The organism is Rothia sp. P4278 (assembly GCF_048512945.1).
Lineage (GTDB): Bacteria > Actinomycetota > Actinomycetes > Actinomycetales > Micrococcaceae > Rothia.
Genome location: NZ_JBLXXU010000006.1, coordinates 95,044 through 116,571 on the forward strand (window position 1 = coordinate 95,044; position 21,528 = coordinate 116,571).

Annotated in this window: 19 protein-coding genes; 8 read left to right on the forward strand and 11 right to left on the reverse strand. The window is 60.0% G+C overall.

Annotated features, from left to right (window positions below; genetic code table 11):
- Window positions 1–34 precede the first annotated feature (34 nt).
- Window positions 35–1,378 (forward strand): 4-aminobutyrate--2-oxoglutarate transaminase, encoded by a 1,344-nt coding sequence (gene gabT / locus ACN085_RS10275; protein ID WP_419111468.1) that lies wholly within the window; start codon window positions 35–37, stop codon window positions 1,376–1,378.
- Between the two features lie 128 nt (window positions 1,379–1,506).
- The gene (locus tag ACN085_RS10280) at window positions 1,507–2,886 is read left to right on the forward strand and encodes an NAD-dependent succinate-semialdehyde dehydrogenase (protein WP_419111469.1); all 1,380 of its coding nucleotides are present in this window, start codon (window positions 1,507–1,509) and stop codon (window positions 2,884–2,886) included.
- Between the two features lie 135 nt (window positions 2,887–3,021).
- Here ACN085_RS10280 and ACN085_RS10285 read toward each other — a convergent pair whose 3' ends face one another.
- From ACN085_RS10285 to ACN085_RS10300, 4 genes are read right to left on the reverse strand one after another with little or no spacing between them, the layout of a single operon-like run.
- A complete protein-coding gene (locus ACN085_RS10285) occupies window positions 3,022–3,549 on the reverse strand; it encodes a hypothetical protein (protein ID WP_419098843.1) in 528 nt (175 codons plus the stop codon).
- A gap of 4 nt (window positions 3,550–3,553) precedes the next feature.
- On the reverse strand, window positions 3,554–5,356 hold the full coding sequence (locus ACN085_RS10290) for an alpha/beta hydrolase (protein ID WP_419111470.1): 1,803 nt from the start codon (window positions 5,354–5,356) through the stop codon (window positions 3,554–3,556).
- Between the two features lie 16 nt (window positions 5,357–5,372).
- The gene (locus ACN085_RS10295) at window positions 5,373–5,759 is read right to left on the reverse strand and encodes a hypothetical protein (RefSeq protein WP_419111471.1); all 387 of its coding nucleotides are present in this window, start codon (window positions 5,757–5,759) and stop codon (window positions 5,373–5,375) included.
- 26 nt (window positions 5,760–5,785) lie between these two features.
- Window positions 5,786–6,103 carry a hypothetical protein gene (locus ACN085_RS10300; RefSeq protein ID WP_419098845.1) on the reverse strand — a complete coding sequence of 106 codons (318 nt, stop codon included), beginning with the start codon at window positions 6,101–6,103 and terminating at the stop codon, window positions 5,786–5,788.
- Between the two features lie 204 nt (window positions 6,104–6,307).
- On the opposite strand from ACN085_RS10300, the gene ACN085_RS10305 reads away from it, so the two are divergent.
- Window positions 6,308–7,099 carry a TSUP family transporter gene (locus ACN085_RS10305; protein WP_419111472.1) on the forward strand — a complete coding sequence of 264 codons (792 nt, stop codon included), beginning with the start codon at window positions 6,308–6,310 and terminating at the stop codon, window positions 7,097–7,099.
- A gap of 118 nt (window positions 7,100–7,217) precedes the next feature.
- On the opposite strand, the gene ACN085_RS10310 is transcribed toward ACN085_RS10305, so the two are convergent.
- Both ACN085_RS10310 and ACN085_RS10315 read right to left on the reverse strand, forming a co-directional pair.
- On the reverse strand, window positions 7,218–7,475 hold the full coding sequence (locus ACN085_RS10310) for a metal-sensitive transcriptional regulator (protein ID WP_419098847.1): 258 nt from the start codon (window positions 7,473–7,475) through the stop codon (window positions 7,218–7,220).
- Between the two features lie 196 nt (window positions 7,476–7,671).
- The gene (locus tag ACN085_RS10315; protein ID WP_419098848.1) at window positions 7,672–9,330 is read right to left on the reverse strand and encodes an alpha-keto acid decarboxylase family protein; all 1,659 of its coding nucleotides are present in this window, start codon (window positions 9,328–9,330) and stop codon (window positions 7,672–7,674) included.
- Window positions 9,331–9,492: 162 nt separating this feature from the next.
- Here ACN085_RS10315 and ACN085_RS10320 point away from each other — a divergent pair, with 162 nt between their 5' ends.
- A complete protein-coding gene (locus ACN085_RS10320; protein ID WP_419111473.1) occupies window positions 9,493–10,446 on the forward strand; it encodes an alpha/beta hydrolase in 954 nt (317 codons plus the stop codon).
- 17 nt (window positions 10,447–10,463) lie between these two features.
- On the opposite strand, the gene ACN085_RS10325 is transcribed toward ACN085_RS10320, so the two are convergent.
- Window positions 10,464–11,438 (reverse strand): sucrase ferredoxin, encoded by a 975-nt coding sequence (locus tag ACN085_RS10325; RefSeq protein WP_419111474.1) that lies wholly within the window; start codon window positions 11,436–11,438, stop codon window positions 10,464–10,466.
- A gap of 141 nt (window positions 11,439–11,579) precedes the next feature.
- Here ACN085_RS10325 and ACN085_RS10330 point away from each other — a divergent pair, with 141 nt between their 5' ends.
- The 3 genes from ACN085_RS10330 to ACN085_RS10340 all read left to right on the forward strand — a co-directional run bounded on the left by ACN085_RS10330 (window position 11,580) and on the right by ACN085_RS10340 (window position 14,385).
- Complete coding sequence (locus tag ACN085_RS10330; protein ID WP_419111475.1) at window positions 11,580–12,005, forward strand: RNA-binding S4 domain-containing protein; 426 nt, start codon at window positions 11,580–11,582, stop codon at window positions 12,003–12,005.
- A 386-nt stretch (window positions 12,006–12,391) separates the two neighbouring features.
- On the forward strand, window positions 12,392–12,937 hold the full coding sequence (locus tag ACN085_RS10335) for a GNAT family N-acetyltransferase (RefSeq protein ID WP_419105434.1): 546 nt from the start codon (window positions 12,392–12,394) through the stop codon (window positions 12,935–12,937).
- A 65-nt stretch (window positions 12,938–13,002) separates the two neighbouring features.
- The gene (locus ACN085_RS10340) at window positions 13,003–14,385 is read left to right on the forward strand and encodes an MATE family efflux transporter (protein WP_419111476.1); all 1,383 of its coding nucleotides are present in this window, start codon (window positions 13,003–13,005) and stop codon (window positions 14,383–14,385) included.
- Between the two features lie 55 nt (window positions 14,386–14,440).
- Here the strand turns inward: ACN085_RS10340 and ACN085_RS10345 are convergent, their stop codons facing one another.
- The 3 genes from ACN085_RS10345 to ACN085_RS10355 are packed head-to-tail and all read right to left on the reverse strand — an operon-like array spanning window position 14,441 to window position 18,770.
- On the reverse strand, window positions 14,441–16,438 hold the full coding sequence (locus ACN085_RS10345) for a hypothetical protein (RefSeq protein WP_419111477.1): 1,998 nt from the start codon (window positions 16,436–16,438) through the stop codon (window positions 14,441–14,443).
- Window positions 16,439–16,459: 21 nt separating this feature from the next.
- Entirely contained in the window at window positions 16,460–18,301 is a 1,842-nt protein-coding gene (locus tag ACN085_RS10350; RefSeq protein WP_419111478.1) for an HSP90 family protein, read from the reverse strand.
- Window positions 18,302–18,305: 4 nt separating this feature from the next.
- On the reverse strand, window positions 18,306–18,770 hold the full coding sequence (locus tag ACN085_RS10355; protein ID WP_419098855.1) for a YbjN domain-containing protein: 465 nt from the start codon (window positions 18,768–18,770) through the stop codon (window positions 18,306–18,308).
- A 246-nt stretch (window positions 18,771–19,016) separates the two neighbouring features.
- On the opposite strand from ACN085_RS10355, the gene ACN085_RS10360 reads away from it, so the two are divergent.
- Window positions 19,017–20,522 (forward strand): SulP family inorganic anion transporter, encoded by a 1,506-nt coding sequence (locus ACN085_RS10360; RefSeq protein ID WP_419111479.1) that lies wholly within the window; start codon window positions 19,017–19,019, stop codon window positions 20,520–20,522.
- Window positions 20,523–20,663: 141 nt separating this feature from the next.
- On the opposite strand, the gene ACN085_RS10365 is transcribed toward ACN085_RS10360, so the two are convergent.
- Window positions 20,664–21,528, reverse strand: an 865-nt coding sequence (locus tag ACN085_RS10365) for a YhgE/Pip family protein (protein ID WP_419111480.1), incomplete at its 5' end; no start/stop codon positions are given.

Here is a 21,528-nt window from a genome sequence, read left to right on the forward strand (position 1 = left end):
TTTTCTGTAATTACAAAACTTTTTAAGGAAAACCATGGCTGAGATTACCTACCGCCTGCCCCAAGAAATCAAGCTAAACGGTCCCGTCCCCGGCCCCCGCTCAGCAGAACTGGCCGACCGCCGCAGCGCCAACGTACCCGGTAGCGTGGCCTCCACCCTGCCTGTCTACACCGCAGACTCAGACGGTGGTGTGATCGTCGATGTGGACGGTAACTCCTTTGCCGACCTGGGCTCCGGTATTGCCGTGACCTCCGTGGGCGCTTCGGCCCCCAAGGTTGTGGCCGCCGTCCAAGAAGCGGTCAGCCACTTCACCCACACCTGCTTCATGGTCACCCCCTATGAGGGCTACGTGGCTGTTGCCGAGAAACTCAATAAGCTCACCCCCGGCGACTTCGACAAGCGCACCGTGCTCTTCAACTCCGGCGCTGAGGCTGTAGAAAACGCCGTCAAGATCGCTCGCGCAGCCACAGGGCGCAACGCCGTAGTGGTCTTTGACCACGCCTACCACGGGCGCACCAACCTGACCATGGCACTGACCGCCAAGGCCGCACCCTACAAGAAGGGCTTTGGCCCCTTTGCGCCCGAGGTCTACCGCGCACCCATGAGTTACCCCTACCGCGATGGCAACGTCGGCGGTAAGGAAGCTGCCGCCAAGGTCATCGACATGATCGAAAAGCAGATTGGCTCCGAGTATGTGGCCGCAATTCTGATTGAACCCGTACAGGGCGAGGGCGGCTTCATCGTACCCGCCGAGGGCTTCCTGCCCGAGCTCGTCACCTGGGCCCGCGAAAAGGGCATCGTCTTTATCGCTGACGAAGTACAGGCTGGCTTCTGCCGCACCGGTAGCTGGTTCGCCTGCGACCACGAAGGTATCGAACCTGACCTGATCACCACAGCTAAGGGTATTGCCGGTGGTATGCCCCTCTCTGCTGTCACCGGCCGCGCCGAACTCTTCGACAAAGTGCAGCCCGGCGGTTTGGGCGGCACCTACGGGGGTAACCCCGTGGCCTGCGCCGCAGCCCTGGCCACTATCGACACCATGGAAGAGTGGGATCTTTCTGCCCGCGCCCGCCACATTGAAGAAATCGCCCGCCAGAAGCTGGCCCCCCTGGTTGAAGAGCTGGACATCGTGGGTGAAATCCGTGGCCGTGGCGCTATGTTCGCCGTGGAGTTCGTGGCAGATTCCGACTCCAAGGAACCTCACGCCACCGCCGCTAAAGAGATTGCCGCCGCCTGCGCTGAGCGCGGTGTACTCATTCTGACCTGTGGCACCTACGGTAACGTGGTGCGCCTGCTGCCGCCGCTGACCATCGGTGATGAACTGCTGGGCCAGGCCCTGGATATCTTCGTCGAAGAAATCCGCAAGGTCGCCGGCTAATACCCAGCGATAGGCAGGGTGGACGTCCCGGCAATCGGCTGGCTGGCATGAATCGTCTGCGAGCTGGTTAGTCGGCCTAGGAGCGCCTAGCCGCATCAACCCTAAGAGACACAAAAGGAATATGATCCATGAGTAACTACCGCGTAGAGGACCCCACCACCGGGCAGATCCTCGAAACTTTCCCCACTCTCACCGACCAGCAAGCCATCCAGGCTGTAGAGCGCGCCCACGCCGCCTACCTGACCTGGCGCAAGACCAGCCTGGAGGATCGTGCGGCCATTGTGCGCCGGATCGGTCAGCTCTTTGAAGAGCGCAAGCAGGAGTTAGCAGAAATCATCTGCACCGAAACCGGTAAGTCCCTGCCCGAGGCGATTGAAGAGGCTGAGTTCTCCGCCGCGATCTTCACCTACTATGCAGATATCGCTCCTGACCAGCTCAAGGACGAGCCGATCCCCTCCCAGACCGAAGGCTCTGAGGCCTACATTCAGCGTCGTCCCCTGGGCGCCCTGCTGGGAATCATGCCCTGGAACTTCCCCTACTACCAGGTGGCCCGCTTTGCCGCGCCCAACCTGATGCTGGGTAACACCATCGTGCTCAAGCACGCCGAAATTTGTGCCCGCTCCGCCCAGGCTATCGAACAGTTGATGCTGGACGCTGGTCTACCAGCTGGCACCTACCTGAACGTCTTTGCTAGCCACCAGCAGATTGAAACCATCATTGAGCACCCCCACATTCAGGGTGTTTCCCTGACCGGCTCAGAGCGCGCCGGATCCATTATTGCCGGCATTGCAGGACGCAACCTCAAGAAGGCCGTTCTGGAACTGGGCGGATCTGACCCCTACATTGTGCTTGATACCGACGATGTGAAGGCCGCTGCGGCAACCGCCTGGGGCTACCGCATGTACAACGCCGGTCAGGCCTGCAACTCCAATAAGCGCCTGATCGTCATGGAGGACATCTATGACGAGTTCGTAGCTGAACTGGTTGCCTTGGCCCAGGCTATGAAGCCCGGCAAGCCGACCGAAGCTGACGATACTACCTACATGGCCCTCTCCTCACGGTCTGCCGCTGAGGGCCTCAAGAAGCAACTGGATGAGGCCGTGGCCGCCGGTGCCACCCTGCATGCTGGTGGTGAACTACTCGATGACACCAGCGCCTACTTCTCCCCAGCTGTCCTCACCGATGTTCCTGTGGGTTCTGAGGTCTACTACCAGGAACTTTTTGGCCCTGTTGCTACCGTCTATAGGGTCAGCAGTGATGAGGAAGCCCTGGCTCTGGCTAATGATAGCCAGTACGGCCTGGGTGGTGCGGTCTTCTCCCAGGACCGGGAGCGTGCCGAGAAGCTGGCCCGTCAGCTGGATGTGGGCATGGCCAATGTGAACACTCCTGCCGGGGAGGGAGCTGAGATTCCCTTCGGAGGGGTGAAGAACTCCGGTTATGGCCGTGAGCTGGGCCCCTACGGCATGGACGAGTTTGTCAACAAGCGCCTCTACTTCGTGCAGAAGTAAGAGCCATACGGTCAAGCCTGTCTTCACCCTCTGATAGAGAAGGTGAAGGCAGGCTTCGTTTTGCCATGCTTGCCCTGTGGCTACTGGCCCGCAAGAAAGCCCTATGAGGGGCTAAATCCACCAGTAAATACCGAGCTAGTTAGTGGGTGTGGGGGCTAGTTCGGCTAGGCAGGGTGAGTCTACTTGTATGTAGTCGATGCGGCCTTCTGCTACGGAGTAGAGGATGGTGACTCCGTGTTCGGTGGTGGTGCCGATGGTGATTCCTGGTTTGTTGAAGCCTGGTGCTACGTTTTTGACTTCCCAGCCTTGTTCTTGCCATTTTTGGCGGACTTTGTTTTCTTGGGTTTGCCATTGGTTGGCTGGGTATCTTGTGTCTCCTTTAATGACCACGCTGTAGGAGTACTTAAGCCCGCCTTCTTTGGTATCTCCGCAGGGTGTGATTGCGGTGGTGAGGGGTTGGTGGGTGAAGTAGTCGGTGTCGTAGGGTTTTCCTGTGTTGTAGGTGAGTTGTTGGTCTGGGAGACCGGTGGCTTGGACTGTTTGGGTGACTGCTTGGCGGAAGTCGTTGGTGATGGTGGTGGTGTTGGGGGGTGTGGGTTGGGGTGTGCAGGCGGTGAGGATGAGGGTTGTGGTGAGGGCGGTTGTGGCAAGGTGGTGTTTCATCTACTTACTCCTGGGCATCTGGTTTACCGGGGATTATGTCTTCTTCGGTAAGCCCCTGTTGGCGCATCATAGTCTTGAGTCTGGGATCGTTAGGGTCGAGGTCACCTCGTACAGACTCTGTATGCCATTCATCTCTGGGGGACAGAACCCGCTCCTCAGCTTTGATGAAGGTGAGAGGCTTTTCATCAAAGGTTATCGAGTGGTAGGCAACAGATTCATGACTAGTCGTCCCCGGGGTGTTGAAGCCCTGCTGGGTGCTCTCATCATAGGGGAATCTTTCAAGGAAGTCCGGGTTGTCCTTCTTGCCTAAGCTGTGGTGATCCACGTCCTCCCAGTACTTTCCGTCCAGGCTGTAGCCACCACCTGTCTCTAGTCGAATGGCACCATCAATATTCTGGGGGACGGTTCTCGCAAAATCAGGGGTTAGCACGCCTGTGCCTACATAGCCGAAGGGCGCAGTCCAGTCTTCGTTCGTTGAAGCATAATAAATCAAGGGCCCCTCTGTGCCAGATTCCACATGGAGCCCCTGGGCATTCGCAGTCTCAACATCTCTCTTCCGCGGCCCCGCCGAAGCCAGCATAAAGTAGCCATGGACCGTACCCTCTGTTCGGGTTAAGGCATAGGTAGCTACCGTAGTCCCGTAGGAGTGAGCAATTATAGAGTACACGGGTTCATTGAGATGCTCAGCATCAGACGCTCTAGTCGCAAGGTAGCCGTCTGTAAAACCGGCTAACCTTACACCGCCGCGTTCTGCGGCATCCGGGCGGCGCACAAGCGGTGACCCTGGTTTACCAAGCTCCCCACCCTCATAGGGGTAATAGGGGACCAGCGGCTTCTGGGCCAAGAGTTTAGCCTGTTCACCGGGGCTGGGTGGGGCATCGTAGCCGGCCCAAATAATGACAGCTTGAGGGGTGCCATCAGCATATACACCCCTTCGGTTATAGAGAGCCTGACCCTGGGTAACTAAGTCACCCCAGGTTCCATAGACACTGTTTTGGATGCCGTGAACCAGGACTGTGGTGTTTTGGGAGTCGTCCAATTTCCCAATAGACATAGCAGATAAGACATTGTTATCCGGGTTCTTATCCCTATACGGGGGAAGGACATTACTAAGATCCAAGACCACCAGCTGGCGGGAGCCTTCTGCCTCATTCTGAAGTGAATCCTCGATTTTCTGTAAAGCAATCTCGGTATCCGCATCCATCTTTTCTCCGGGAACAGGCCACACCTCACCCCTGAGAAGATTCTGCATAAAATCACTCAGCACCTGGTGACGAACACTATAGGGGACTCCATCAAGATTGCCAACAAAACCCGGAGCCGCAGACATAAGGGCCGACCGCTGTTGATCCGTGAGCTCCGTACCTGACCACCAACCCTTAGCGGCAAAGATGTTCGCAGTACTTGTACCCTCGGGAAACAGGGGAGTATAAGCCAGCTCAGGGTTCTGCTCAAAGAAAATATGAAGCTGTTCGGGTGTACATTCAGAGAGGGTCGCCAGCAGCTCAGGTAGTCTGCTGGGATCCCGGCGCGCATTCTCGAAGGACATATCTAATGCTTTATTGTCATAGCCCGTTAATCTCTCGATAATTGCTGAAGGCGAGCTACCAAACCGATCAAGAGATGACAGAGAGGACCCCGCGAAAGACCACAGACTCTGGAAGTCCCTCTGATACTGTTGAGCTGCTTCGGAGGCTTTAATCGAATATTCCTCGCGGATATCATCTACATCGGCTTGCGCTTCCGCCAGCATCTGCTCTGCGCTACTAATATCCCCCTGAATTGAGGCTTCGCGGGAAGAGACCATCTCATCACTTAGATACTTACCTGTTAAAGGCAAGATTTTTAAGCCTTCCCTGAGCATCATCTCTCAGCGTTTCAGCAATGCGCGCCCTAGTAAGTGCCTGAATTGAACGGTCTTGCATATCTTTCAAGCTCTCTACCCAGGCACTAAGCGTTGTGTGAGCATTGGTATAGGAAGCCGCAAAAGAGGTAAAAAGTGCCTGCCCCTCGAGCGCGACACTTTCAATACGTTCAATACGCTGAGAAGTTGCCCCGGTCGCTGTGATTTCACCTAGCTTCCTAGCCCGATCTGACATGCGGGTAGATTCAAAATCCCAGTGATGTAGTACATGGCTCCAGCCATCGGGGTCCCCGGGAGCAGGATCACCCCCGGTCAGCGGCGACCAATTGACGGGTCGGTAAACCATAGAATTCCCTCCTGGGCTATAAATTGCTATGCAACTCCAGTGCCTGCACCTGCGGCGCCGGTAATTGCCCCGTAGCCATGCCTTGCAAAATCTGCATCTTTGAATCCGTCATAGGTGACTTGTGCTCCCTCTCTTGTATGACGCATAGACTCGGTAGCGGCCTGGTACATTCTGTCTTCAAGAGGTTTAACGGTGTTTGCATGAACTTCACTGACAGGGTCTGAACTGTTGGCGTTCTGCACCACAAACCAAGCAGAAGCTTCTAAATCCCGAGTGAGAGCATCGAACGTATCAATGAGACTCTGTAACAGCTCAAAGCTAAAATCAAGACCTGAACCCGACATGAAAGCCCTCTCTGCGCAAGGGAAGAAATAGATCCCGAACCAGCCTATCAAAGGCATGTGGTTCAACTTTTTTGTTACCTTAAGTCAATATTTTTGTGAACTAATGGGTGGATCCGGTATACGGGTAGTGAGCCCCAGGCAAGTTACCTTGCCCGGGCGCACACCTGGGGTAGCCTAAGGTGAGATGGATCAGGTAATAGAAAGGTGGCCTTGGTGCTTCTCATGCTGGTAGGGGGCCTGCTCATTGGCCTACTCATGGGCGCCCTGGGCGGCGGCGGCGCTATCTTGGCCGTGCCCCTGCTGGTCTACGGGGCTGGAATGGCACCAGCTTCTGCCACCCTGGCATCACTCGTTATCGTCAGCCTGGGTTCTATTACCGGAATCGCCACGCACGCTCGCACCGTCCAATGGCGGCAGGGCATTACCTTTGGTGCCCTGGGTATAGCCGGTGCCTCTGTGGGGCGGATGCTATCTGTAGGGGTAGACGGCAGCGCCCTACTCCTGGCCTTCTCCGCACTCCTAGTAGTGGTGGCAAGCCTCATGGTGACCAAGGCCCTCAGGGCTACACCCGCACGCCCCTCCCACCCCGCTCACACCACCCATCTAGCACCCGGTCGGCTCACCCGCCTCATCGGTGCCGCTAGCGGGGTAGGTTTTCTGACTGGCTTCTTTGGTGTGGGCGGAGGTTTTGCTATTGTCCCCGCCCTCACCCTGATTCTGGGGCTGGGAATGGGGGCGGCTGTGGGTACCTCCCTGCTGGTCATCCTCATTAACAGCCTTATCACTCTCGCCCTGAGCGCCAGCCACCTGGCGGCCCTCGACTGGGCGCTACTGCTTCCCCTACTGCTGACCACCGTGGCAGGAGTCCTTGCCGGCGGCTGGGTGGGTAAACGTGTCTCCCGCCGGGCTCTCCAGCTTTCCTTCGCAGGCTTCCTCTACCTTATTTCCATATATATCGCTGTCAGTACCCTCACTCAGTTGGCCGCATCAAGGTAAGGACAGCACACGACGGCTATCCCCACCGACCTCCCCGCACAGATTGATGTGCCCCAGCGCGGTCTCTTCCCCTACGCCAAATACCTTGCCGGGGCATTACTAGTATCTGGGGTCTGCTTTAGGCCAGGGAGAGGAACATTTTTTCAAGTTCCTGGGGGCTGAGTTCCGGGTTATCGGACGCTAGGCACTGCTGAAGGCCGCAGGCCACCACCGCAAAGCTGGCCCGGTCTACCGCCTTGGATGCGGCGGCCAGCTGGGTAACAATTTTCTGGCAGTCATCGCCCTCTTGGAGCATACGAATAACACCGTTGAGCTGGCCCTGGGCACGCTTAAGACGGTTGATGACGGGCTTCATCTCATCGGGATCGAGTTTCACGGCTTCTCTACTTTCGTGTTTGGGTGGTCCCTACAGAAAAATTATACCCCCCGGGGTTTATCGTATTTTGAGAGCTACACCGCTTTTCCCTGGCATACCTACTCACGGCAGGCATACTGCAAAAGCACCGCCCCTCCCACCTAGAACCAGGGGAGAGGGGCGGCTATTTTTAAGGCGGACTACTGGCAGGTGCCACCTATGAGTTGGCGCGGGTCAGTGCAGCGGCCACATCCGCCAGCAGAGCCGGGACGTCGTCCTGATCCATGACGACTTCTATAAAGACCAGCCTGTCACGGGTTTGGTGGGTGAGCTTGGCAGCCTCGACCAGCTCACGGGCGGTAGAGACCTTGAGCATGAGTACATCGTCCTCCTGTGCGCCCAAAGCCGCCGGAATCAGCTGCCAGTTGTAGGTGCGGATATCGTTGTAGGGCTGGGTGGCTCCGTGGATAGCACGCTCCACCGTGTAACCCTTGTTATTAATGAGCACCACCACCGGGTTAATTTTCTGCTCCAGCATGGTACCGATTTCCTGGAAGGTCAGCTGGGCTGAGCCGTCACCAATGAGCAGAACCCCGCGTGCTGAACGGTCAGCTATAGCCGCCCCCAACATAGCCGGTAGGGTGTAGCCAATAGAGCCCCACAGGGGTTGGCCAATAAACATTGAGTTCTCGGGGAAGCGGCGCGAAGCCATACCGAAGAAAGAGGTGCCCTGGTCGGCCACCACAATATTGCCCGGTGAAAGTTTCTGAGACAGCAGAGACCAGAGAACATCCTGGGTGAGCGGCTCATCCCAGGCGATTACTCCCTGGTTTTCTTCCTCGGCCCAGGGCAGGAGCTCCTTGGGCTGGGCTCCCACCTCAAGGGCAACCTCCCGCACCACATCGAGAGCGGCAGCCAGGGTCAGCGGGGCATAGGTGCGCCGACCAATCTTGGCGGTCTGCGCCCCCAAAAAGACAGTATTCTCGGGGAGCTTCTGCGAGAAACCAGCCGTGGTGGTATCGGTAAAAGTGACACCGGCGCAAATCAGGGCCTCGGCCTGCTCCACAGCATCCTTTGCCCGCGCATCAGAAACAAGGCCGGCATAAATGCCCGCAAAGGCAGGCTTGGACTCATCAACCAGGGTCTTGCCCCACATGAGGGTGGCGTAGGGTAGGCCGGTGGTGGCAAGGAGCTGGGCCAGCTGTTCCTGCGCCCCCATGCGGTGAACCAGTAGGTCCGCTAGAACGGTGGTCTTTTTACCTGCAAGCGCTGTGGCAAGATCTGCCCGGAAGGACTCTAAAGCACCGGGGGATGAGAGCGCCTGGGGCAGCTCCAGCGGTGCCTGGGGCGGTGCCACCTCAACCCGGGCCACATCGGTAGCTAGCAGAATATAACCGGGCCGCTTTTGAATCATCATCTCGCGCAGGACGCGGTCAATCTCACCGGTCGCGGTGGCGTGTTCCAGGTTAGCCACAGCGCAGGAAACCTCGGAGGCCATGCGGATAAAGTGGGTGAAATCGCCGTCTCCCAGGGTGTGATGCATGGTCAGGTGGGCGGCCTGAGCATCTTTAGAGGGCGCACCCACAATGTGCAGGACGGGCACATGCTCGGCGTAGGAACCTGCCGTGGCGTTGATAGCCGAGAGCTCACCCACCCCGTAGGTGGTCACCAGGGCACCAATACCGTTAACACGGGCATAGCCGTCGGCGGCGTAGCCGGCATTGAGCTCGTTAGCGTTGCCCACCCATGCTAGGGTCTTGTGGGCAACCACGTGGTCCAAGAATTGGAGGTTAAAGTCGCCGGGAACACCGAAAATATCGGTAACCCCCAGCTCAACAAGTCGGTCAAGGAGGTAGTCGCTGACGGTGTAGGTCAAAGGTCGGGCCTTTCTCTGGGGGTAACCACATAATGTTGTTAGCATCACGTTTGTCTCTCTCTATGATAGGGCCGGATGCTAGCTTGAATAAACTGCCCCTAGCCCCAGCGTCACAGGGGCGTAAGAAACCTTATTGCCTGCCGGTGGGCGTAGACTGACCCTATGAAAGAGCAGGATATTCTTGGGCACCCCTACACCGCCGAAAGCCTTGACCTGGGCGCTGATTCCGAAGGCCCGCTGGTGGCCACTCTGGTTCACCGGCCCGCTGATTCTGGCCCCAGCCCGTCAGCGGGTGCTGTGCTCTATGTACACGGCTTTGTGGACTACTTCTTCCAGCGGGAACTGGGGGACTGGTGGGCAGCCCGTGGCTACGACTTCTACGCCCTTGACCTACGAAAGTACGGACGTTCCCTGCGCACCGGCCAGACCCCCTTCTACACCGAGGACATCACCGACTACTTTGCAGAACTGGACACCGCCTGGGAACTGATAACCAGCCGTGACGGGCACCAGCAGGTGGTGCTCATGGGGCACTCCACCGGCGGGCTCATCACCAGCCTGTGGGCGGGGCAGACCGCCCCGCCAGAACTTACCGCCCTGATCCTCAACTCGCCCTGGTTGGATCACTTTGAAGGGCCGGTTGCCCAGGCCGGTTTGACCGCCCTGGCCGCTACCGCCGCCCGCCTGAACCCGCGCACCGTCCTCAAAAAGCCCGCACCCGACCCCTACGCCCGTTCCCTGCACCACAGCACCGGCGGCACCTGGGACTTCAAGACCGCCTGGAAGACCCTCGACTTCCCTCCCATCTACGCAGGCTGGCTCACCGCTATCCGGCGCGCCCAGGCTAAGCTCCACCGGGGTACCGGCATCACAGCCCCGGTGCTGGTACTGACCTCAGCCCGCTCCGGGCGGCTGTGCGCACCTGGCCAGAAACATGACTTTGACGCGGTACTCTCTGTTCAGCAAATCCGCCGCTGGGCCCTAGAACTGGGCAGCGATGTCACCAGTAAAGTCATTGACGGTGCTACCCACGATGTTTTTCTCTCCGCCCAACCCGCCCGCAGTCAAGCTTACGAACTTATGGGCCGGTTTATGCGGCGGCTGGCAGTGGACTAAGAGGGCGCTAGAGCTGTCTAGCCCTCCGCAGGCTGGGTGGGGGCTATGCTCTCTACCTGCCAGCTAGTTGCCGGGCTGGGGTCTTTGCCGCAGGAGGCCGGCCGGGCAGGTAGCTCTACCTCATGGGCGGTAACTAGCCATGCCCGCCCGTCCCGGTGGGTCACGCGTGCGCTCTGGACGATCCCCTCTGCCGGTGTGCTTACCCGTTCGGGGCTGAGGTCATTGATTGGCGGCTTCTCGCCCTCTTGGGCAAGGTAGGAGCGCACTGCAACTTCCGCTACCTGCTCGATAGGGGTGTGGGCTGAGCGTCCCCTTAGGCCCGCTAAAGCAAGCTGCTCAGACCGGATGTCAGAGGCGAGAGTTAAGGCCTGCTCAAAAGTGAGCCGCCCATAGGTGTAGCCACTGGGTAGGGTGAGGGCAACCGGGCCAAAACGGTGGCCTCCGGTGTGGGAGCACTCCCATACCTGCACCCCGGTGCTCTGCTCCTGGAGGAAAGCCGCCAAGGGGCGCCCCAGTAAGGCACAGCACCGGTCGCGCTTAGAATGGGTGCATATCAGCACCAGGGTTTCACGTGAAACAACTAGTCCGGGTATAGTTTCTGGCTTTTCCAGGGGGAGCGTCAGCAGGTCTGCCACATCTGAAACCTCAAAAGTATAAAGCACGGCAGGCTCAAAGCCCCGACCTCCTACCCGGGCAAGGTAGGCCCTGCGGGACTCCCCACTAGCCATAAGTACCTGGCCCTCCCGTCCCGGCTTACGCACCAGAAGCAGGCGGGCCCCCAGCTGCTCCATGCGCGCCGACAGCTCAGTGGAGAGAGGCTGGCCAAATGCTGACCCATCCAGAATATCTCGCCCCCAGCCACCCGGGTGCTCCACAAGAACCCAGGTAGTTACCTGGGCCGCTGTGCCGGGAAGAGCCTCATCGCGAGGTAGAGAGCAGGAACCCGCTGGAAGCTCCGCCTGCTTTCTAACTGTAGAAGAAGTAAAAGCCATACCATCCAGTCTAGGGCCGGTAACAGTGCTCTGCCCATGGGTCCTCTGAGGCGCTACCCCTTGGCTTCATGCAATGCTCTTAGCTGCTACAGACCCGGCCCCTGCTTTTATTGAGGTGGCCTGGTGACTACCCTAGAAGACATGACTCAACCCACCGGCGCCGGAGCGGTGCCCCCACCCGCGGCAGAAGAAGCACAGGCACCCGTTCGACTTGACGCCTGGCTGTGGGCCGTCCGCATCTTTAAGACGCGCTCGCTGGCCTCCAGCGAAGTAAAGGCCTCCCACATTCGGCTTAATGGGGCCCACACCAAGCCCTCCCAAAAGGTGCGCCCCGGAGACACCGTCACCGTGCGTTACCCTGGCTGGGAGCGCACACTGGTGGTACGTAAAACCCTGTCCAAACGGGTCGGTGCACCCGTAGCTGTTACCTGCTACGAGGACATCTCTGCCCCCAAGCCCGCCTACCTGACCAGCGGAACCCTACCCCGGCGCGAACGCGGCGCGGGTAGACCCACTAAAACTGAACGTCGCGCCCTCAATAAGCTGCGCGGCTACGAGAAAGCGTAAGTGCTGACGGCCTCCACTCTCTGCCTGATCTGATGAGATTCTCAGCACAGCCGCCTACCTGAGTAAGTTCTGCCTGGGCCCTGCTGTGCGGGGTAACGGGCTGGCCGGTGAGCTCATGGAGCGGGTTAAAAGACCAGGCTCCTGCCTCCGGGATAGAGGGTATCTATTGAGCTACCCACCAGGAGAATTGCCGGGCTCAGAAGTTCTAGGAGAAGATGGGCTACACCATCGTGGGAACCCGCCAGTTCTAGCTAGCCCCCGGTGTGCTGGTGCAGGACTTCGCCTACTACCTCCCGCTGACAGAAAAACATCCTTCGCAGGTTGGTGTTGTACGATATTCTGTGCCCCCACCCATCTCACATCTTTTGGTGGGGTTGGAGGACACCGTGAAATTTGAGGTTCGCCCACCCCTGCCAGCGGAGGCAAGGGCCTGGGAGCAGCTGCGTATTACCTCGTGGCGAGAAGCCTACGCCGGCGACTTTACCCCCGAGGTCTTTAAGGCTCAGGAGAGCCAGCTAGAAGCCCGTGCCGAGGGCTTTGCCCAGTGGCTCGAATCCACCGCTGGTACCGGTGAGGACGTACAGCCCCAGTTGGGCCAGCGCCGCCGTGCCCTAGTGGCTGTGCGATCAGCGGAAACTGTAGCGGCACCACAGACTAGCCCCGCAGATCTAGGGGGTCTGTTGGGCCTAGCCTTTGCCACCCGCATACCCTATGAGGTGCAGAAACTTGAGATGCTCTACCTGCACCCACAGGCTTTCGGCACCGGTATCGCCCACGCCCTGCTCAGCCGGGTCCTTGACCCCGGTCCCGCCGAGCTAGAAGTACTGACCACTAACGCCCGCGCAATCCGCTTCTACGAAAAAGAGGGATTTGTGCAGGTGCGAACCGATAGGTTTGCCGGGCGTAAAACCTACATTATGGCCCGCCCCTAGCTACCCTTGGAACTGCCCAGAGCCTACCTGGTGGAGGGCTCAGCCTAAGAGCTAGGCTAGAAGCTATGCCAAACGCAGCTCAAACCAGACCAGCAGACCGGGGGAGTACCCCCTCCCTGAATCGTCAGATTCTTGCTCTTGCCCTACCTGCCTTCGGCGCACTCATTGCTGAGCCGCTCTTGGTGCTTGCAGACTCAGCTATCGTAGGCCACCTGGGGAGCGCCCAACTTGCGGGCCTGACCTTGGGCTCCACAGTCCTTCAAACCCTGGTGGGTTTCATGGTCTTCCTGGCCTACTCCACCACGCCCGCCGTCGCCCGCGCAGTCGGTGCAGGTGACACCGGCCGCGCCTTTGCCGCTACCCGCAACAGCCTATGGGTAGCCGCTGGCCTGGGAGTATTCTTTGCTCTGCTTCTAGCCCTCCTTGCTCACCCCCTACTCAAAGCCCTGGGCGGTGAGGGTCAGGTACTTACCTACGGCAACGCCTACCTGCTGCCCTCTCTGGCCGGTCTGCCCGGCATGCTCATCGTTCTGGCCGCAACAGGTGCCCTGCGCGGCTTCCAAGACACCAAAACCCCGCTCTACGTCGCCATAGCTGGGGCCGCCCTCAACGTGCTGCTGAGCTGGGTTCTGGTCTATCCTGTGGGCTGGGGCGTGGCCGGTTCAGCGGCCGCAACCGCTCTCACACAATGGGCTATGGCCCTGGTACTCACAGCCTCAGTGCTGGCCCGCACTCGCGGGCAAGAACAGGGCTGGGCACCCGACAGGGCTGGACTGGGGGCCGTCTTTAAGGTCGGTGCCTGGCTGATGGTTCGCGCCGCCTGCATGCGCGTTGCCCTGCTTGCCACCGTCTTCGTGGTCACCGCCCAGGGTGAGAAAAACCTGGCCGCCTACCAGCTCACCATGGCCTTCTTCAACCTACTGGCCTTCGCCCTAGACTCCCTTGCCATTGCCGCCCAAGCCCTCCTGGGTCAAGAGATGGGCACCCAAAACCTGACCACACCCCAGGGCCGTGCCGCCGTCACACAGCTGAAAAACCGGCTGGTCCGCTGGAGCGTCCTCTTCGGGCTAGTGACCGCCCTAGCCTGCCCCGCCGTAGGGTTCGGTGCGGCCTGGATCTTTAGCTCCGACCCGCAGGTCCAGCACCTCTTTGCCCTTTCCCTGCTGGTACTGGGAGCAGGCCAGCCCCTGGCGGCCTACGTCTTTATTCTGGACGGGGTTCTCATCGGTGCCCAGGATGTGCGCTACCTGGGCCTGGCGGCCTTCTTCACCCTGGCCGCCTACCTGCCGGTGCTGGTGGGCCTCTACCTGTGGTGGGCCGGTGGTTCCTTCCCCGCCGGGGCCACCGCCGCCTACCTGCTCCTCTGGTGCGCCTACGCCCTCTGGTACATGGGCGCTCGCGCCACTACGCTCTGGTGGAGGGCCCGCACCGGCGTCTGGATCCGTTAGCCAGTTTCACCCGGATGCGCGAGCAGCCCGTGCAGCTGGAAGGAAAGCCCGCAGGTTACTGGCCGTCCTGCGTCAGTAGCCCCTCGATAAGACCCTCTACCCGGTGGCCCTGCCCGGTGGTCTGGAGTAAATCAAGGCAGGCATCCAAGGCGGCGGTGGCTGACTCGACCAGCCCCACCCCCTGAAAGAGCTCCCTGGCCCTCTGATAGGCGCTGACAGCGCCCTCAACTCCGCCCCGCTCACGGGCACACTCAGCAACCAGCACGAGCAGACGCGCCGAACGCTCGGGGAAACCCAGCTCAGCATAAGCATCGGCCGCCGCGACCAAGCCCGCCTGAACCTGCTGAGGGTCAGATGTTCCCGCCGCCGCATCCAGCCGCGCAACCAGCTCCTGGGCTAGTAGATAAACCAGGAGGTCAGGGCGCGGTAAGGCACTCATGCCGGTGCCGCTGGGTCGGGCTTCACTGCCCTCCTGAGCAGGAACCAGGGCGCTCTCTACCCGGTCAAGGGCAACTTGGGCAGCAGGCACCACCGCGCTGTAATCCCCCAGAATCTCAGCCACTGGTGCCCACTGGCGTATCGTCTCTACCAGAAGCGCGGGGTGCGCATCACCGGCTACCAGCAGATCAAAAGCCTGGCTCAAGAGGGCGGCAGCTTCAGCTTCACGGCCCACTAGCTTGGTGCAGATAGCGGCCTCAGCCCGTGCCTGCCCCGCCGCCGCAAGCTGACCGGCACCCTCATAGCTAATGGCCTGTTCCAAGTAGGCCTGGGCGGCTCGGTCGTAGCTGCCCTCCGCCAGTAGGCCATCTGCACTCTCACCTGCGGCGGCAGTATCCGGCGACATCAAACCTGCCTGTGCAGAGTCAGTGTAAGAAACAGGCTCACCGGCAGATTCCCCCTGAGGCCCTAAGGGGGCGCTCGCGGCCTGCCCCTCCGGAAGAATCAAGGGGGTGAGAACAGATTTTAGTTCGGCATCTGCCAGCGATTCACTAAAACATGTGTTACCCGCCCGCCGGTCAAAAGCCGCAACCAGGGGTAGGGATTGGGCCAGGGCCCAGTCGTAGAGCTCACCCAGGGTAGCGCGAGACACCTCTGCTGACTGACCTCCCTGGCTCCCGGCAGAAGATGCGGGGGTAAAACCGCTCAAGCCGGTGGGCATCTGTCCCTTCTCCTGGCGGGCCCAGGCCAGACCGGCTACCAGGTAGCGCAAGAAGTTACGGTTATCGCCGGGGTCGCCACCCAGGGCCAGCGCCCGTTTGCCGTGTTTTTTCAGCAGAGTAAAGGCGCGCTCTAACTGTTGGCCGCGCGCTAAAATCTCAAACTCTACACCCACATCGTCGGGGTCATAGTGCTGGCTGTTGGCCTGGGCACGCAAAAGCTCCCGCCCGGCCTCCTCGCCCCTGCCCAGGTGAAGCAGGGCCAGGGCAAGCTGGCGGTGGGAGGACGCCGGTTCGCGGTTGCACAAATCTTCGGTCGGGGCACCGAGCGCAACAGCCTGCTCAAACTCCCCGGCGGCCATATGATCCCGCAGATTGCTCCCGTGGCGGCAGGAGCCGCAATCCATCTCGTCCTCACCGTGGGAGAGCCAGCGGGCCTGCCAGGTTTGGGCGGCTTCGTCATCGCCAATGTGGGCGGCCCACATGTGTTCGGCACGGTCGGCGGCGCTATCGCCCAGCCCGGCTAGGCGGTAGCGTTTACGCATCTCATCAAGGAGCTGGCGGGCCTGCTCCTTGGAAATCTGCGGGTAGGCGGTCAGGTCGCCGGTGACCCACTTGAACTGCCAAAAGAGGGCCTTGGCGGTTTCGTCGTCAAAGTATTCGGGGTGGCTGTCCCACAGCCGTAAGAGCTTAGAGAAGACCGCAAAAGAGGCGGGGGTTGGCTGGCCAAAGACATAGGCCTCCACCAGGGTCAGGAGGGCCTGCGGTAGAACCTGCTCCGGCCCCTCGTTCTCAAGGGTACGGGCAATGTACTCTGCGGCGGCGGTGCGCGCGCTCCCATAGGGTAGCGTGCGGGTGTGAGCTATCTTCTGGGTGGCTTCGTGGATGGACCACACGGTGTTTCTCCCTGGTGAAAACTAGGTGTTGGGGCGCAGAGCGGCTTCAAGAAGCTGGGCCAGGCTGTCGCTGAGCAGGGTGGTTTCACTGCCGCGCAGGCCCTCACCCGCCAGCATGAGTGCCGAGAGGTAGAGGGTGTTAATGCCGGGCTCAAAGGAGGGGTGATGCGGCTGGTGCAGTAGCCGCTGGACGTTCTCGTTGGCGTCGTTGAGCACCAGGGTACGGCTGGGCTCGGTGGACTGACCTGCTAGGGAGCCAAGAAGATCGCCCCACAGCCCATCAGCCTGCTGGGCTTCTTGGGTGAGGTCGCGGCGGCGTTCGGCGTCGGCATCGCGCAGCAGAACTGCCGGTACGCTAGCCGGTTCAAAGACCCGCAGGGTGGCCCCGCAGTCTTGGGGGGATAGTACAGCGCGGGCGAGTTCCAGGGCTGGCATCACGTCAAACTCCCGCTCCATCTCCACAGAGGAAAGGGTTTGGGTCACGTCCTGGCTGGTGAGTTCGGTGACCTGCCAGCCGGGGCGGTCAGCCAGCTTAGCTAGCAGGTCTGAGTCGTAGACGTAGCCGCCGTTGACCACCCATAGGCCTTGGGCGCGGGCCACGGGAGCTATACGGCGGTAGGCCTCGGTGGTGGGAGTGTAGAGAATCTGCCCGGCGGCATCGGTGACCTCGGTGAGGGTGGCAAGCCCCTGGGATGTTTCAAAGGGGAGGGAGCGGGCAACCACATCGAGCATGTCGTCGCTGGCAAGGGCAACAGCGCGTAGGGCTAGGTTGTGGGTCTGCACAAAGCGGTCGCGCAGGGCACTTGGCTCTGCCAGAGCTTGCGTAATCCAGGTTTTGAGCTGGTCCCCGATTGCTTCGCGGGTGAGCAGGAGTACCTCGTCCTCGCGCAACTGTTCGCGGGAGGCGGTGGGGGTCAGCCCCTCAGAATTGACGACCGCCCGCACAAAGAAGGCCCAGTCGGGTAGGAGCGAGTCCTCACGGGAGGCTACCAGCATGTTCTTGACGTAGACCCGGTGGCGGCCAGAACCCGGTGAGACGGCCTGGGGGAGTATGTAGGCGACCCCGCTGGTGCCGGTGGCCGGTACCTCTAGGTCGATCGTGGCAAGTGGGGTGATGCCCAGGGTTTTTTCTGCATAGGTAGCTAGGGCCATGGTGCGTTCATGCTGGTTGGGGGCTTCTTCGCTGGCGCTGTTGTTTCCCAAGGTGCGGGCGGGTGCCCACGGGGGGCGGGGGTGGGAGATTCTGCGCGGTAGGCGGCGGGAGCCAGCTTTAACGACCACGGATACGTCGATGGGGAGCATGTCGGCGTAGTCGGTTGCCAGGGTTAGTACAGTTTCTTGAGCAACCCAGTGGGCGGCATCGCGGCGGGCTTTCAGGCGGATAAGGGTGCCCACTTCGGGGGCCTGCTCCGGCGCTAGCTCGGTAACCTCAAAGGTGCCGTCGGCGTGGCCCAGCCAGCGGACCGGGGCCTGCCCAGCGGTGGCAGAACGTGAGGTGATATCAACCGTGTCAGCAATCAAGAAGCAGGCCAGTAAACCAATACCGAACTGGCCTAGGTACTCGGCTCGGCCTTCGTTAAAGACGTCGTCACGCTTGGAGGTGCGCCCAATAGTTGCTAAAAATTCTTCGGCCTGTTCCGCGGTCAGCCCAATCCCGGTGTCGGTGATGGTGATACCTGTGCCCTCTTCCCAGGGTTCTAGAAGCACCCGGGCGGGGGCATCGGGGTCAGTCTCGCGGCGGGCGGTAATGGCATCGACACCGTTCTGGATTGCCTCGCGTAGGTAGACCTGCGGGCCTGAATAAAGGTTTTTGGAGAGCAGTTCAACCAGGCCGCCCAAATCCACTTTAAAGCGCTGTGACATGCTTTTATTCCCCTTCCGTTATGGGTGCAAAGGCGCCTTCTACTTCGGTCAGGAACTCCTGGGCCGAGCGGCTAGCTTCACGCAGGTAGAGGTCGATCTGCTCATCGGTGGCCCCGGCGGTGACGGGCAGGGTGAAGTCCGCTGGCAGGAGCGCGAAGTCCTGGCCGTCCTCACCCAGAATGGCCGGGTAAGCAGTGGGATAGGGGCGGTGCTGGTTCCATTGGTGGGCAAACATGCTCAGGTGGGGTAGGGAGCTGGTGGGTAAGGACTGCCGCCAGGTGGTACGTACCGTCAGCCGGTCAGGGGTGAGCAGGTAGAGCAGATAGCCGGCAGGGTAGTAGGTGATGGGGGTGCCGTCCGCTTCAAGCTCGTGGGGGATTTCAAGACGCCGCAGTGCTTGCCCCAGTCGAGTGCTTGTGAGCGGTGCAGGGGTAGCAGGTGCTGGCTGGACGCTATCAAAGAAGCCCAAGGGTGCTCTTTCTTTTTTGCTGGCGGGCGGTGAGGCTGATAGCCACAGGCCCGTTTATGTGGTCTGTAGGGGGGCGCTGGCACCTCTCTATCCTACAAGTTTTGGGGTCTATCTTTTAATGGTCTTGAGGATAGGTTCCAGACCTTGCCGGCTGGGGTAGCTCCAGACCAGTATTTAGTGGGGCGGGTGCCGGGTTTCCGTCTGTGGTCTAGGCTAGAACTAGCTAAATCTACCTCAAGGAGCCCCGTGGCTGACACCGCACTTTCTGCCCTCGACCGGCAATCGGTTCGAAAGACCCTTACTTCCCCCAAGCTACTCAAAACCGAAGTCCTCGCCGGGCTTGTCGTTGCCCTAGCCCTCATCCCAGAAGCCATTGCTTTCTCTATCATTGCCGGGGTAGACCCCAGGCTAGGGCTTTTTGCCTCCTTCACCATGGCAGTCACAACTGCACTGCTTGGCGGGCGACCAGCCATGATTTCAGCAGCCACTGGCGCTATCGCACTGGTGATCGCCCCGCTGGTTGCCAGTCACGGCACCGACTACTTTATTGCCACCGTTATCCTGGCCGGATTTTTCCAGGTTCTTTTGGCTGTGGCGGGTATTGCTAAGCTCATGCGCTTTATTCCCCGGCAGGTCATGGTCGGTTTTGTGAACGCCCTGGCTATCCTCATTTTCATGTCTCAGGTTCCCGAACTTTTGGGTGTTCCCTGGGCGGTTTATCCTCTGGTTGCCCTGGGTCTTCTGCTGGTGTTCGGGCTTCCCCGCCTCACCCAGGCTGTCCCTGCGCCCCTGGTCGCTATCGTCCTCATTACCGCTATTACCGTAGTAGCTGGAATTAAGGTGCCTACTGTGGGCGATAAGGGCGAGATGCCACAAGCCCTGCCCACGCTCTTTATCCCCCAGGTTCCCCTCAACGTGGAAACTTTCAGCATCATGGCCCCCTACGCCCTGGCTATGGCTATCGTGGGTATCTTGGAGTCGCTGATGACAGCCAAGCTGGTGGACGATATTACCGATACCCCTTCCAACAAGACCCGCGAATCTTGGGCCCAAGGTGTAGCCAATATCGTCACGGGCTTGACCGGCGGTATGGGCGGCTGCGCCATGATTGGGCAGACCATGATCAACGTCAAGGCCTCGGGTGCCCGCACCCGTATTTCTACTTTCCTGGCCGGTATTTTCTTGCTAGCGCTGGTGCTCCTGCTGGGTGATGTGGTGGCGCTGATCCCTATGGCCGCACTGGTAGCTGTCATGATTTTTGTGTCGATTGCAACCTTTGATTGGCACAGCATCACCCCGCGTACCCTGCGAATCATGCCCAAGAGTGAGCTGGTAGTCATGCTGGTGACGGTGGCTACCACAGTGGCTACCCACAACCTGGCAATCGGTGTGGTGCTGGGCGTGCTGACCGCTACGGTTCTCTTTGCGCGCAGGGTTTCTCACCTGGTGACGGTAGACCGGCAGATGGCACCCCTGGACGGGGTGGAGGCCGTGACCTACCGGGTGGAAGGGGCGCTGTTCTTTGCCTCCTCGAATGACCTCTACTACCAGTTCCAGTACGCGCAGGACCCGCAGACCGTGGTCATTGATTTGAGTGGCTCCCACATTTGGGATGCCTCCACGGTAAGCGCCCTGGACAGTATTACAGCCAAGTATGAGCGACTGGGTAAAACCGTGCAGATTCAGGGTTTGAACCCTGCCAGCCAGGACTTCCAGGACCGGCTGAGCGGCCAGTTAGGAGCAGGTCACTAGGAAGTGGCATTTCCCCCAGCATGTTCCCGTACTCCTACCTGATTCTCAACCGGTGCCGTGCCAGCCAGCTGGCTTGGGGGGCTGGCGTTAAGGGTGCTGGGCCGGGCGCGGCACCGGGTATTTAGGTTGGGTGCTATTGACTTAGCCCGCAGCTCCCGCGAGTTCCGGTGCAGGGGCGTTCTTGCGGGCACGTTCTGCTTCCCTGCGGTCTTCCCGGCGGTGGCGAATCCAGATGCTAGCTGCGGTACCGCTAAGAGCCAGGATGAACCAGCCTGCCAGCCAGGCAAGGCCGGTAGAGATTCCAATTGAACCACCAGCAATGAGTGAGCGGAAGGCTTCCAGGGCGTGGGTGAGCGGTAGCCAGGGGTGCAGGGCCTGCAAGAAGCCCGGGGCTGTTTCAATCGGGTAGGTGCCGCCTGCTGCGCCAATCTGAATAACTGTCAGCATGAGCGAGATAAAGCGACCCGGTGCATCGAGCAGGGCAATGAGTGCCTGGTTGATAGCCAGGAAGGTGATGGAGGTCAGCACCGCAAAACCCATCAGGCCCCAGAAGTTAGCTGTCTTAATATCTACCAGGCTGTGAATGATGATAGTCATCACTGACCCCTGGACGATACCCATGAGGATAACCGGCACCATGGCTCCTCGGAGGGTTGCCAGGCCGGAATGTCCACGTCGAGCGAACTTAGCTGAGATAGCTGGGTACATCATGAAGTAAGCAATGGCACCTACCCATAGACCAAGAGTCATGAAATAGGGGGCTAGGCCGTGTCCGTAGGTGGAGACCTCGTTGATGCGGGTTTTGTCAATGGCTACGGGGTCGCTGGTCACTGCGCTCAGATCCTCAGCTTGCCCGTCAGTATAGCTAGGTACCTTGTCCACCGCGTCACTGAGCGAGGTGGAGAGGGTAGAACTTCCCTTCTTGAGTTCTCCGAGACCTTGTGAAAGCTGGCTGGCTCCGTCTACGGCCTTACCGGCCCCTGCATCAAGGTCAGCGGCCCCGTCG